Annotated in this window: 9 protein-coding genes; 6 read left to right on the top strand and 3 right to left on the bottom strand. The window is 45.0% G+C overall.

The window, feature by feature from the left end; all coding sequences use genetic code 11:
* Positions 1-428: 428 nt before the first annotated feature.
* The 3 genes from NSQ55_RS04450 to NSQ55_RS04440 form a co-directional block, all read right to left on the bottom strand.
* Entirely contained in the window at positions 429-1,394 is a 966-nt protein-coding gene (locus NSQ55_RS04450) for an alpha/beta hydrolase (RefSeq protein ID WP_339174403.1), read from the bottom strand.
* A gap of 324 nt (positions 1,395-1,718) precedes the next feature.
* Positions 1,719-3,872 carry an alpha-galactosidase gene (locus NSQ55_RS04445; RefSeq protein ID WP_339171516.1) on the bottom strand — a complete coding sequence of 718 codons (2,154 nt, stop codon included), beginning with the start codon at positions 3,870-3,872 and terminating at the stop codon, positions 1,719-1,721.
* 25 nt (positions 3,873-3,897) lie between these two features.
* On the bottom strand, positions 3,898-6,450 hold the full coding sequence (locus tag NSQ55_RS04440) for a glycoside hydrolase family 2 protein (protein ID WP_339171513.1): 2,553 nt from the start codon (positions 6,448-6,450) through the stop codon (positions 3,898-3,900).
* 312 nt (positions 6,451-6,762) lie between these two features.
* On the opposite strand from NSQ55_RS04440, the gene NSQ55_RS04435 reads away from it, so the two are divergent.
* The 6 genes from NSQ55_RS04435 to NSQ55_RS04410 all read left to right on the top strand — a co-directional run bounded on the left by NSQ55_RS04435 (position 6,763) and on the right by NSQ55_RS04410 (position 14,082).
* Complete coding sequence (locus NSQ55_RS04435) at positions 6,763-8,109, top strand: extracellular solute-binding protein (RefSeq protein WP_076130663.1); 1,347 nt, start codon at positions 6,763-6,765, stop codon at positions 8,107-8,109.
* A gap of 107 nt (positions 8,110-8,216) precedes the next feature.
* Entirely contained in the window at positions 8,217-9,110 is an 894-nt protein-coding gene (locus tag NSQ55_RS04430; protein WP_076105422.1) for a sugar ABC transporter permease, read from the top strand.
* A gap of 2 nt (positions 9,111-9,112) precedes the next feature.
* Entirely contained in the window at positions 9,113-9,946 is an 834-nt protein-coding gene (locus NSQ55_RS04425; RefSeq protein ID WP_076130664.1) for a carbohydrate ABC transporter permease, read from the top strand.
* A 35-nt stretch (positions 9,947-9,981) separates the two neighbouring features.
* Entirely contained in the window at positions 9,982-11,814 is a 1,833-nt protein-coding gene (locus tag NSQ55_RS04420) for a sensor histidine kinase (RefSeq protein ID WP_312149584.1), read from the top strand.
* A gap of 17 nt (positions 11,815-11,831) precedes the next feature.
* Positions 11,832-13,331, top strand: coding sequence for a response regulator (locus NSQ55_RS04415; protein ID WP_076130666.1), 1,500 nt, complete (start codon positions 11,832-11,834; stop codon positions 13,329-13,331).
* On the top strand, positions 13,303-14,082 hold the full coding sequence (locus tag NSQ55_RS04410) for a fused MFS/spermidine synthase (protein WP_339171506.1): 780 nt from the start codon (positions 13,303-13,305) through the stop codon (positions 14,080-14,082). The genes NSQ55_RS04415 and NSQ55_RS04410 overlap by 29 nt, the downstream gene beginning before the upstream one ends.
* The last annotated feature ends 21 nt before the right edge of the window (positions 14,083-14,103 follow it).

Raw genomic sequence — 14,103 nt, 5'->3', positions numbered from 1 at the left:
CTTCCTCATACTCTCTCATACCACCCCTACTCCCTATTTACTTACGGACCGTATAGCCACTATTTGCGAAAAAAACGCATATTTGAGATGGTATCGGACTCAGGTGCAGCTATTTACTCCAAAACACCCCATATGGTCGCGATAATTAGCCAATAACGTCGCTGGGGTCCGAAAGTAGCCTCAATTGCCTCTTTTCTAGCAAATAAGGACTCCTGAGTCCGATCCGAAGCAGGGTACCTAGGAACCTAGCAGCAACCAAGGGAACTCTCCATCATATGTAGTCGGCGCCTTCTCATTCTTATCCCAGACCAGACCATAATGATTGGAGCATCGTTAACTGGTGGCACTCCCTCATATCTTACGGACTAATAAAAAACCGAACGAAAATCAGAGGAAATCCTGAAATCCGGTCGGCTCGACGGCAGCACTTATTTTATTTCTTTCATAAATGCCCGAAAGTCTTTTACGATTTCTTTTGCTTTAGTGCGATATAAATAATGTCCCTCTTCAAACTTCACTATTTTTCCATGCACAGAGTCCTTGATTTGCTTTTCATGCTCTGGTATCCATCTATCCGTTGCTGGTTGATTCGCTTGTATAAAGAAAATAAGAGGAAGATTTTTAGGAAATGTTAAGCTTTCAGCTGATTTAAAATTAGAATACATCATTCCAGCTTCATTTAATTGGGTAGGATTAAATATGTTTTTGCGATTGATCAGTCTCATTTGTTCTTTTGTTTTATCATCAAATGGTAGTTCAGCAATTGGGTCAGCACTAAATTTCATTTGCAATCTGATTAAACCTGATTTTTTGAGCAGATTTATAGCTCTTAATTCCGAAGCTTCGATCTTCCTCTCGCTTATCGATGGAACACTACTATCAAGCCCGACAAATGCACTCACTTCATTTTCATACTTGTTAACATAATCTAGTCCATATATGCCTGAAATAGAGTGGCCCATTAGAATATAACGGTCAATATTAAGAGCCTGTAAAGCTTCATGAATTTCACTTACAATATTCTCTGTGCTGCGCTCCTTTTTGGTCAGATCACTTAATCCATACCCAAAAGGCTCAATCATGACAACTTTGTAAAACGGCGACAGTTCATCTATTAATGCTTTAAAATCAAGAGCTGGCGCTGCTGTGCCATAACCCGGTAGTAGCACGACTGTTTCTTCACCTTTTCCTTGAATATAAACATTCATGTTTTTCCCATCTACGGGCACTAACTGACCATAGGGTTCTATTTTATTTTGTTCCGATTTATTGCTGATCAAATTAACTGTATAGACAATAGCGAGAAAAAGCACGATTGCGATGATTATTGCTCCTACTACTTTAAGTAGTATGTTTAGTGTTTTACTTGTTCTCGTGCCCGCCTTCATTTTCATTACTTCTTTTATTTCCACTCGTATCTTCCCCTGTCATCAGCTGTGTTTTGGACTACCATAACTAACTGCTAAGCTAAGATTAACCAATGAAGATGTACTCTCTATGACCTCAATATGAACGGAATATGAACATGCAAAAAAGCTATAGCGTCATGCACAAGGGTAGCTGCACAGGATGCCAAAACAGGAGGAATATATGTGTGGAGGTGGATACGATCAAGGCTGCCTTGCCATCCGCAGCTTCAGCTGATTCAAATTCATCTTTGAACAAAAAAAGCAAACCACGAGCTAGGCTCATGGCTTGCTGATGACTTGCAATAAACTCTATTCCTGCACCTTCAATTTATAACATCCGCTAACAAAATCCTGCTGGATATCCGGCAGAGCCAGCCCAGCCTGCATTAGCCGATCACCACCGTAAACCTCACCACTGGCCTCCAGAATGTAATCCAGCTCCGGATTTAAACCATTCAGCTTCAGGCTACGGCGGGGCGGGTGCGGCACAGCCATTACCCGGAAGTAATAAACTAATGCCTCACGCTGATCATCGGACACGAACATCCATGCTGTCTCATTGCCCTCAAACGGGCTTTGCAGCCGGTACAGATTCCCTTGCTGCACAAGACTGCGGATTTGTTTATAGTTCGCAACCTGTTCCTTCACAAGTTCCTTCTCTTCGTCTGTAAACTTCGTAAGATCCAGCTCATAACCGAAATTACCGGACATAGCTACATCTCCACGAAAAGACAGCGGGGTGATCCGTCCTACCTGATGATTCGGCACGGCAGACACATGCGCGCCTATCGAACTAACCGGATACACCAGACTTGTTCCATACTGAATCTTCAGTCGTTCCACAGCATCGGTATCGTCACTGGTCCAGGTCTGCGGCATGTAATGCAGCATGCCTGGGTCGAAGCGGCCACCACCACTACAGCAGCTCTCGAACAGGATATGCGGAAACTCTGAAGTTATTCGCTCCAATAGCTCATACAGACCAAGCACATAACGATGTGCGGTTTCCCCTTGGCGTTCAGAAGGTAACTCTGCAGAGCCAATCTCCGTTAAACAACGGTTCATATCCCATTTCACATAACTAATAGGCACGGTCGAGAAAATCCGGGACAGTGACTCATAAATGTACTGACGTACATCCTCCCGAGTATAGTCCAGCACCAATTGCCAGCGGGCTTCGCTACGGCGGCGTCCCGGCACATGCAGACACCAGTCGGGATGCTTACGATAGAGCTCGCTGTCTGGCGAGATCATCTCCGGCTCGAACCAGAGGCCAAACTGCAAGCCTAGATTGTTCACACGCTGCGCCACATCAGACAATCCGCCTGGAAGCTTGCGCAGATCCTCTACCCAGTCTCCGAGAGAGGAGTTATCTGCGTCTCTTTTGCCAAACCAACCGTCGTCCAGTACGAATAGCTCTATCCCGAGTTTCGCTCCTTCCGCGGCAATCGACTCCAATTTATCCGCATCGAAGTTGAAATAGGTGGCTTCCCAATTGTTGACCAGAATGGGCCGTTCCTTATCTCTATATAACCCTCTGCATAAACGGGTCCGGTACAGGCGATGATAGGTTCTCGACATTTCCCCGATCCCCTCGGAAGAATACACCATCACTACTTCTGGGGTCTGGAATTGTTCGCCCGGCTCCAGCAGCCAGGAGAAATCAAAAGAATTCAGCCCCATCGTAAACCGGGTCATCCCGAAGGAGTCGACCTCTGCCTCAGCTTCAAAGCCTCCACTATATACAAGACTGAAGCCGTAGGCCTCTCCATGATTTTCATCCGTTTCAGGTTTCACCAGCGCTGCAAATGGATTTAACTGGTGGCTGCTCATCCCTCTGCGGCTCCCAATGGTCGTACCCCCTTGCACCAGACGTCTACGGGTCAGATTACCTTCCCTTGACCAAGCTCCTGCCAAATAGATCATATCCATATCGCCAGACGAGAAATCGACACTAGCACTCAGTGCACGCTGCAATCGCAGCTGTGTTTCCCCCGCATTGGTGAACTCCACAGAGCGGGTGATTACGTTGGTATGTTCAAAAACCGTATAGCGCAAAATAACACTCAGCTTGGCGTAATCATCCTTAAGTGTAAGCTCCAACGTCTGTGCTTCTTGCGCAGACTCAACATATACAGATGGCAGACCCGGCAGTGAGGGTTTACCCTCAACTACCCGGTACCCGCTGTATTTCAGCTCTGTAATACGAGTGCCGTCTTCGAGCCGAACTTGATAAGCTGGTGTTCTGAAATCTCCCGTGCCGTATTGGGGATATTCCTGCGGGAGCCGGTCGAGACCCGTATTTCCTCCCAGATTCAACAGCCCTTCCAAATTGCTGTCACTCCGCAGCTTCTTGCCCCAATACACATGTGCAGGATAATCATTAACAAGCTGAAGAATATAACTCATCCCTGCGCTCTGTAAATGGAATAATCCCTTATCTTCCTGAATTAAAATCCCCATGTGCCAGTCCTTCTCTCCTTAGGATTTACAGCAAATCTTCGCTCACAAAATCAACCATCGATTGAACCTTTAGCCCCTTAGGTGCGGCAGGAATCCAGTCTCTTCCATCGTTCCCGCGTTGTGAGAACTCTATCGTCTTGGTCTGACCTGGGAGAAGGTCAAAATAATTGTCAGAGAATATTCCTTCCTCTTCCGAAGTCAGGTATACACCTCTAGCCAATACATCACTGGTCACGGTGAAGCTTAATCCACCGCTCTCTGGAGTTTCCAGCACGGTAATTACTGAGCGCTGCAATGGAATTTCTTTTTCCGGAGTAAAATAATGCAGCTTGTGATCTATCACCTGGCCATCCGCCTGCAAGCAAATTCCAAGCAATACATCACCCACCCCTTGACCTTCTAGCAGCTCTGCCACAGGAGACGAGAATACGATAGCAGCAGAATCAGCTCCCAGCTCAACGGGATGTGCCCACTCTCGCAGCACCGAACCGTTAAACTGATACAAAGTAAGCACCAACTCAGCGCTCACTGCTGTTCTTAAATCAGATACGACATGAATGTCTACCTTCTCACGGTCTGTACCGTCGATAGACAACAAAACATCTTGGAAGCTTGAACGCACGGTATATTGCAGGGCTTTCCAGCGCCCGTTATAATCCATGCCCGCCCAAGAAGCCACCGGCCAGCAATCATTCATCTGCCAGTATAAAGTGCCCATACAATAAGGTTTATTTCTTCTGTGGCTTTCAATCGCGATTCGGATCGCTTCGGCCTGCAGGATTTGACTCATATATAAAAAGGCTTTGAAGTCCTTTGGCTGCGGCAGATACATATCCATATATTCTTTGATCAGCAGATTACCGCGACCATTCTTCTGATGCGCCAGCATCACCTCTGAGGTAAGCTCCAAATCCTGCTCTTCTGCATAGCTCATTACCGTTTTTAGTTCCGGGAACGACTGGAAGCCATATTCACTCATGAAGCGGCCAACCTTTGTATTATAGTTCTCAAAAGGCTCGATTCCGTGCCACACGCCCCAGTAATGCACATCCCCTTCGCCCACAATCCGTGTCGCATGCTGATTAATATCGCCAGTCAGCTCCCGCAGCGGCGAAGACGGCCAATAGTCCACTCCCGGATGGAACGCGGCTACAGCCTCCGGCAGAATACGGTGGAAGATTTTAATATAATCGGCCCACATTGTCGTTCTTTGCTCAGCGCCGAGTTTTTCTTTCCAGCCCCAGCCCATATTTTCCTCAAACTGTGACCAGGCCGAATCAATCTCGTTGTTGCCACACCATAAGGCGATGCAGGGATGATTGCGCAATCTTTTGACGTTGTATTCGGCTTCTTTTTTCACATTTTCAAGGAACGCCTCGTCTCCGGGATACATACTGCAAGCGAACATAAAGTCCTGCCAGACCAGCAGTCCGTATTCATCACAGAGCTGATAAAAAATATCTTCTTCATATATACCGCCGCCCCAAACGCGCAGCATATTCATATTCGATTCTACTGCCGTGGCAATTTCATGCCGATACCGCTCCTCGGTTACTTCTGTGGTGAAGCTGTCATTTGGAATATGATTGGCACCTTTGGCGAAGACGGAAACTCCATTCAGCGCAAAAGAAAACGAAGCTCCTTTGGCATCACGCTCCCGAATCAATTCAATACTGCGGAGTCCGGTTTTTACACTTTTGCTAACCTCTACTTCCGCATCTTGTATCAATGATGCCTGGAATGTATATAAATGAGGCTCTCCGAGCCCTCTGCACCACCAGAGCTGTGGCTCGGATATAACAATATTCATCTCTAATTGCTGCATGCCTTCTTCTAAAGTAACCGCTTGCATCCACTCCAAACCATCGGCACTTATTCGCAGCATTCCCCGCCAAGCAGCAGGAGCATCCACTTCTACAATTGCGGTCAGGCGAGCTTCTTCCTTAGCAATCACATTTTGACGGATATAGAGGTCTGTAATTTGAACGGTGTCACGTCCCACCAGAGCTGCCGCACGCCATATTCCACTGGTCAAGAAGCGCGGGCCCCAATCCCAGCCGTAATGATAAGGTGCTTTGCGCGCAAAAATACTAATCCGTTGTTCATCTAATCCCCCAAGCTCGGATTGATCATTCGAGGCAGGCAGCGCGTAACCCAGCTTCGCTAATTTCGGTAAATCTTCCTTAACCACAGAGCGGAACTTCACCCGTATATTATTTTCTCCAGTCTTTAACTGATCTTTGACATCCACTTTCCATGCCAGAAACATATTATCAGCAGCGAGCACATGTACATTATTCACGTACACATCTGCATAAGTATCCAGTCCCTCAAAAACTAGCTCCGTACAAGCAAGCTCCTGCCACTCTTCCCCCAACTGCAACGAGGTTTGATATTCCCAGTCCTTCTTATCGATCCACTGTAGATCATGTTCATTTGTTCCATAAAAGGGGTCTGAAATCTTCCCGTTCTTTAGTAAATCCGTATGGACTGTACCTGGCACAGTCGCCGGAAGCCACTCCTCATCACCACAGCCTCTAAATTCCCACTTCGCAAGATCCATATGCAAATGTTTCATAATACCTCCTAAAAGTTTTGTAAGCATAGACTTCTCTGAATGACTTCGCGCAAAACTCGCTTCGGAAGCAGATGCCTAAAGTTTTGTAAGCATAGACTTCTCAAAAATAGCATAAGACTTCAATTAATTCATTGAACCCTTTTGATATTCTTTGTATTTTGTTATCTGATTGTTAGGTACATGCTAATTATAAACGCAGAAACAAAACAAATAAAGACAATAAATAATAATACAATACATTTATTAACGGCTTTGATAAAGCTATAATGTTCATGTAAACGCTAACAATAAAAACGAAAAGGGGATTAAGCTATGAGAAATAAGTTATTTTCGTTATCCTTTGTTATGATTATGGTCTTATCTTCAACACTTGCTGGCTGTGGTTCGAATAATGACAACACCACGAATAACGGTGCTGCCGCAACTGAAAAGCCCGCAGCAACTAACGCAGAGAATACCGGCGGTGACACGAATGCAACTGCCGAACCTGCAGCAGGAGCTGATATCAGCGGCAAAATCACCTTCCTAACTAACAGAACAGACATGATCGGCAAAGAATATGACGAATATTTAAAGCGCTTTAATGAAAAATACCCGAACATTAAAGTCGAATTCGAAGCTTCCCAAACCGACTATAACCAACAGGCTAAAGTCAGAATGGCCAGCGGCGAGCTTCCAGACGTTATGTTTATTCCTTCCATCCCTAACTCCGACCTGCCGAAATATTTTGCTTCACTGGATGATCTCGGCTTGAACGATCAGATCACCTTTAAAGACTTCAAATCCTTTGATGGTAAGCTTTACGGAATTACTACAGGGAACTCTACTTCCGGTATTGTTTATAACAAAACAGCATTCACTGATGCCGGCATCACCGAAACGCCTAAGACTTGGGATGAATTCCTGGCTGCCTGCGAGAAGCTGAAAGCAAAAGGTGTTATTCCAATGTCCTCTAACTTTAAAGACAAATGGCCACTTGGTACTTGGGCTTATGACACACCACGCTTAATTGAAGGCAATCCTGATTTTCCAAATGCTAAGCTGAACTCTGAAACACCATTCACTATGGACAACGGTTATGGCAAAGCCTTCAGCCTACTTAGAGAGCTCAATGAAAAAGGCTATCTGGAAAAAGACATCAACTCCACCAACTGGGAGCAATCGAAAAAGGACATCGCTTCCGGCAAATTCGCTATGTACTATCTTGGCAACTGGGTTATTAACCAAGTTATCGGAGCAGGCGCTTCTTCAGACAATGTGGGCTTCTTCCCATTCCCTTATGACAATTCGGGTAAACCATCTGCTACCCTTAGCCCTGACTTCTTCTATGCCGTTGCCAAAAACAGCAAAAATTTAGAGGCAGCTAAAGCCTTCGTAAAATGGATGATTGAAGATTCAGGTTATGAGGATTTCGCCGGCTTTATCTCTCCATTAAAAGGCAAGGAATCCAATCTGACTCAGCTGAAAGAATTCCAAGCTACCGGAGTAGAACTGGTAGAAGGAACTGTTGACGATGCAAAGGTTACAGAAATCGGCAACAAGGCACAGCTGGATCTCCCTGCTGTTGTACAGGAATTTGTACTTGCCAAAGATCCACAAACCGTATTAGACAAGTGGAATAAAGCTTGGGCTAAAGCCAAGAAGGACCTCGGTTATTAATTTGAGCTTTTGATTCGAAGTACACTACGGAGCAAAATGGATTATTGCTTTTACGGATAATCCATTTTGCCTTTCCATACCACGTTTTTATGAAAGAAGGGCTAGCGATGTTCGGAACACTTTCCTATAACAAACAGAAGACGATTATCATTGTATCCTTCCTCACGATTCCTTTGTTGCTGCTCGCAACATTCACGTATTATCCGGCACTCAAGCTGATTTATTACAGCTTTACGAACTGGGATGGCTATAGCCCTGAGAAGCCTTGGGTCGGTCTCGATAATTACCGCGAAGTCTTCTCCAACCCCGATATTTTCAAGGTATTTACCCATAACTTTGCTTATTTCGCGATGGGAATTCTCCAGAATATCGTCGCTATTTATTTTGCGATTGTGCTCAATAGTAAGTTGAAAGGAAAAAATGCATTTCGAATCTTACTGTTCCTCCCTTACATTATGAACGGTGTCGCCGTCGCCTTTATGTTTGGTTATGTCTTTGACACCACCAATGGCTCTCTGAATATGTTCCTGAATAGCATCGGTCTTACCGGACTAGGACAAACCAGTTGGCTTGGAACAGAAGGACTGGTTAACTATTCTCTGGCGTCCACAGGATTTTGGCGTTTCATGGGTTATAACATGGTAATCTACATCGCCTCCTTGCAGGCCATTCCAAACGATATCTATGAGGCCTCAAAGATAGATGGTGCCGGACCTTTTCAAACACTTTGGAGAATTACTTTACCGAATATGAAGCCAGTCATCCAGCTTAACTTATTTCTTACCGTCACAGGAGCACTGGAAGTATTCGATCTCCCCTTCGTGTTGACCAAGGGCGGCCCCGCAGGCGCCAGCGAAACATACGTACAAAAAGTTGTAGATACAGCATTTGCTTACAATAATTATGGCCTCGCTTCTGCCATGAGTATTATCTTGCTTTTCTTTGTCGTCATCGTACTGTTAGTACAGCAACTAGTTCTAAGCCGGGGAGGGGACAAATAGATATGACATACTCCAAATTTCGCTTCACAGATGTTATTAAATACTTCTCGCTGCTTATCGGCGTATTTGTTGTACTCTTTCCTCCGTATGTGGTCATCGTCAATGCCTTTAAATCCACTGACGAATTTAACAGCAGCAGCTCCATGGCACTGCCAAAAAGCTTTTTGAATTTCGATAATTTCACTGCCGTCTTCCAGCGTGGGGGACTACTTAACGGATTTGGTAATGTGTTAATCATTATAGCTATTACTTTAATTCTGAACATTCTGTTCGGCACTATGGTAGCATTTGTATTGGGACGCTTCTCTTTCAAATTGAAACCCGTTGTCTTCGGTGCATATCTAGTAGCCACCATTATTCCTAGTATCACGACACAAGTGGCGACTTTTGGTATCATCAAAAGCATGGGGCTTTACAATACACTTGGCGCCCCGATCGTGCTTTATATTGGAGCGGATGTAATTCAAATTATTTTATATCTGCAATTTATCCGTAATATTCCCGTGGATCTCGATGAAAGTGCGATGGTAGAAGGTGCCTCTCTGTTCAGAATCTATCGGTCGATTATTTTCCCTTTACTTACCCCAGCTACGGCTACCTTGATTATTCTGAAAACCATTAGCATTTACAATGACATGTACATCCCTTACCTCTACATGCCGAAACAAAGCCTTGGTGTAGTTACGACGATCCTAATGCGTTTTCAAGGGGTCAATTCGGGGGAATGGAATTTAATCTGTGCGGCTATTCTGCTTATCCTGCTGCCAACAGTAATTCTATATTTCTTCCTGCAGCGTTACATCTTTGAAGGCGTAACCAGTGGAGCGGTCAAATAAGGTAGGTAGCTTATTACAGGAAAGGAACAACGCAAATGCTATCATACATCCGGTTAACTTTACGCAAAATGTGGTTGTTCCTTGCCAATCTACCGATGGAGCGCAAGCTGATCGTTATCTTTGTCTTTCTGATCTCTCTGCCGATCACTTATGTAAGTTATCTATCGTCCCGCTCCATGTTCAACTCGGTTCTTGTGAATGCGACTGACGGTGCGGGTCAAATGACATCGAATGCTTCAGATACCATCGACCGATATATTGCCGACCTCAAAAGATATACAGCCCTGCCGCTGTATAACACCGATGTGCAAGTCTACCTGACACAGCAAAATACCGACTGGGAAAAAAATACGGGCATGGCGATGTTCCTTAGCTATTTGAATCATACTAAGGAAGAGATCATTGCCGTGTATTTGGTGGATCAGTACGGCTCTGTCTTTTATGATAAAGACGCTGGAATTAATGAACTGTATCCCGAGGAACGATTAGCCAAATGGAGAACCATGAGTGAAGATGCCGGAGCAGCGCCTGTCATTCAGGGCAGACATACGATCCGCACCAACTCGAATGTCCATAAAGAGGTCTTTAGTGTTCTGCGTACGATTAACTCTGTAAGCACATTGCAGAATATAGGAATTCTCGTTTTCGATGTAGACATCAATCTGTTTAAGGGCATTATCGATCCCGTAAATGCAGTTACGCAAGGAAACACGTTCATTGTAGATAACAATGGAGATCTGATTTATGCCAGTGAAGATTCCGCGGTTCCGAATCTGGCTGCCGATACACAAACTCTGAATACAAAGCTGTTGCTGCAGCAAGTAAATCAGCAGCAGGATCATTTTCAAATAGACTTGAATGGCCAGTCTTATCTTGCAGTGTATACCGTCTCGAAACAGACCGGGTGGACCACTATGGTTACGATTCCTTTAACACGTATCCTGTCCCCTGTACAAAAGAATCGTAATACGCTTATCTTGACCACACTGATTATCATTGCTTTTGCACTTTTTGTTGCGACTATAATTTCCCATGCCCTGACCAAACCCCTTAAATCCTTGGTCCGCTTAATGAAACGGGTGCAGCATGGTAATCTGGATGTCTGGCAGCATTCCAAATATAATGATGAGATTGGGATGCTGGGCAGTCATTTTAATCGGATGATCATAAGGATCAAAGATCTGTTACAAGAAGTGTCCATCACGGAGAAACGGAAGCAAAAGGCTGATATGCGGGCGCTTCAAAACCAGATTAATCCCCATTTTATTTATAATACGCTGGAATCCATCCGCATGCTTGCAGAGAGCAATGATGATCCACGTGTGGCGAAGCTAACCTATTTACTTGGGCTTCAAATGCGTTACAGCATTGTCCGAAACGAAGAGGCTGTTACAATTAGACAAGAGCTGGATCATGTGAGAAATTATTATCAGCTGCTGGAAATCCGATTCCCAGACAAGTTCAGACTTAACATCGACGTGCCGGACGAATTCCTTCATCTTCCTGTTATTAAGCTTGTCTTTCAACCGATCGTAGAAAATGCTGTCTTTCACGGTTTGGATCAAAAGGTAGGACCGGGCACCTTGAGCATCACCGCATGGAGCGAGCATGGAGATGCCGTATTCTGTGTAGAAGATGATGGGATCGGTATGGATGAAGCCACCCTTCGTTCCTTAAACAATAGTCTGCAGACTGGAACGGACAATGAAAGGTTCGGGATTGGACTACGAAATGTAAATGAAAGAATTCGCCTGCATTACGGCAGTTCGTTTGGTCTGCTTGTTGAGAGTGAGCTTGGAATCGGCACTCGTGTTACCCTGCGCATTGCGGATATTAACGCTAAATACAGTGAAGATGAATTTATTTAGGAGAGGGGCTGCTCAGATTGCTGCGTATTGCGATTGTGGATGATGAGATCTTAATCCGCGAAGGACTGGCCCGAATGATCAGTAAAGAAAGCGCCGAATTCCTGGTCATCGGCACCTACTCCGATGGAAAACATCTATTAGATAAGTTAAGCACACTTCAACTTGATGTTGTGATTACAGATATTCGTATGCCGCAAATCAATGGCTTGGAGCTGATTAAACAGTTAAAAGCCACCCATCCGCAGATCTACTCTATTCTAATGAGTGGATTTGTTGAATTTAATTATGCCCGAGAAGCCATCCGCAGCTCAGCTGTAGACTATTTATTAAAACCAATTAATAAAGAGCAGCTGTTCGAGCTGCTTTATCGGCTAGACAAAGAACGGCAGCTCGCGCGCGACAAGGAAGAACGCCACCGTTCCGGGCTTTTATTGACAGTCTTACATATCGAAGAGCCCTCTTCCCCTCTCCTATTATCCAGCCTTACCTTGCCCCAGCCTTATTTCTCGGTCTTTGTCCTCAAAGGGAGCGCCAGAGAAACCGTCTGCTCCTGCGCAGACAGTCTGCGGCAAGAGAAGGCGTTGAGCTTCGACAGCTTGGAGATTCAAAAAGGACTCTACGTCTGGATTGTATATTCTGCTGAGCCGCTGTCAGACAACGATTTAAAAGATATCGGTGACATTATGCGGATATCTGCACACGGAAAGATCCTACATGTAGGTACCAGCGGTTGTTATAATGAGGTATCCAAGCTTAGACAGGCATACCTAGATGCTAAACAAGCCTGCAACATGGGCATATATAATCCGGAGCCTGTACATTACGCGAATATTCAGAATATTCAACAGCCGGAGATGAACCTCCTGGATCACTTTAATACAATTAGAGAACCGCTGATCCATAACCTGCAGATTCTGAATGTGACAGGCGTCTTAGAATGGATTCATGACCTGTTCTCAGTGCTGAAAGCACAACAAGCCGGTCCTGACCAAATTCTCCGGATCTGTCGCTGGGTTGAAGAAACTGCACAAAAGGAACTGCAAGAATTCGAGGCCCGCAATAAAAGTGCTCCCGACCTCAGGTTGGACGACAGAATTGCGTCCAGTATGAGCTTTTGCGACATTGAGGAGATGTTTACCGCTCATTTCACAAACATTCTGACCGAAATCAGAACCCATCGTCTGGAGATGTCCGGCACAGCCATAGAAACCATAAAACGCTGGATATCCGCTAACTATAATCAGCATGCAGATCTGAACACTTTGGCAAATATGGTTTTTTTGACTCCAAGCTATTTAAGCAAGCTGTTCAAGCAAGAGACCGGACTTACACTGACGGACTACATCACGGAAATTCGGCTGCGCAAAGCCAAACATCTACTCAAGAATGCTCCGGACCTGAAGGTTCACGAGATTGGGGCAGAGGTTGGATATGGCGATCCTGCCTACTTCAACAAGCTTTTTAAACGTGTTGTCGGAGTTACACCCAATGAATATAAACGAATTAGTATTGTATAAGGAGATTGATCACTTGCATTCAGAGCTTCAAAGAAATAGCGAAAATCATGAAATAACCGTCTACGACACAACAGAACTATATGGTGAAAAAGGCTCCTTCCGCGTTATGCAGTTCTCGAATCATGCCACTCAAGGTGCGATGGATCTTAATGACCCGCAACGAATTCTCTTTGAATATCCGCGGGCCATCATTCACTTCATGGAGTTCAACCTCCCCTCCTTTGAGGATGTTTTTCTTATTGGGCATGGAATTGGAACAATTGCCGGGCATTTTCCGGAGAAAAGATTTAAAGTAGCCGAGCTAGACAACGAAGTAGTCGAATTAAGCCGCCGCTGCTTTGGATATAGTCAAGATAACGTAGTGATCGGTGACGGACGTCAGATCCTTGAAGGCGAAGCCCCGCAGGTATATGATTACATCATTTTGGATGCCTTTACTGCCGCTGGTACACCAAGGCATTTGATCTCCCGTGAATTTTTCAGTATTACCCGTTCGAAGTTGAACACAAGCGGATATATTCTCATGAATCTAATGGGAAAAGGTGAACATGACCCGCTGATCAACGCGATTTATACAACGCTAGCCGAAGAGTACGCCTATATCAGAGCCTTTTCCCTGCCTTCAGAAGGGGCCGCCGATATCCAAAATATCATTATGGTTGGCGGCAGCACCCCTATCCGCTTTCAAGCCCGCCATTTGGCTGGCTTCAAAGAAATACAGCTGGGACAAGGATATCTGATTCAGGATTAAATCAGGATTAACTATAAAAAA

The sequence above is a fragment of the Paenibacillus sp. FSL H7-0943 genome (genome assembly GCF_037963265.1).
Classification (GTDB): domain Bacteria; phylum Bacillota; class Bacilli; order Paenibacillales; family Paenibacillaceae; genus Paenibacillus_AQ; species Paenibacillus_AQ odorifer.
The sequence above is the reverse complement of the archived record's forward strand: the minus strand, read 5'-3'. Positions and strand labels throughout refer to the sequence as shown.

What these genes read in the sequence shown, in the direction of transcription:
- NSQ55_RS04450 (WP_339174403.1), bottom strand. Translation starts at nt 1,394, where the DNA reads ATGAAAATGAAGGCGGGCACGAGAACAAGTAAAACACTAAACATACTA.
- NSQ55_RS04445 (WP_339171516.1), bottom strand. Translation starts at nt 3,872, where the DNA reads ATGGGGATTTTAATTCAGGAAGATAAGGGATTATTCCATTTACAGAGC.
- NSQ55_RS04440 (WP_339171513.1), bottom strand. Translation starts at nt 6,450, where the DNA reads ATGAAACATTTGCATATGGATCTTGCGAAGTGGGAATTTAGAGGCTGT.
- NSQ55_RS04435 (WP_076130663.1), top strand. Translation starts at nt 6,763, where the DNA reads ATGAGAAATAAGTTATTTTCGTTATCCTTTGTTATGATTATGGTCTTA.
- NSQ55_RS04430 (WP_076105422.1), top strand. Translation starts at nt 8,217, where the DNA reads ATGTTCGGAACACTTTCCTATAACAAACAGAAGACGATTATCATTGTA.
- NSQ55_RS04425 (WP_076130664.1), top strand. Translation starts at nt 9,113, where the DNA reads ATGACATACTCCAAATTTCGCTTCACAGATGTTATTAAATACTTCTCG.
- NSQ55_RS04420 (WP_312149584.1), top strand. Translation starts at nt 9,982, where the DNA reads ATGCTATCATACATCCGGTTAACTTTACGCAAAATGTGGTTGTTCCTT.
- NSQ55_RS04410 (WP_339171506.1), top strand. Translation starts at nt 13,303, where the DNA reads ATGAATATAAACGAATTAGTATTGTATAAGGAGATTGATCACTTGCAT.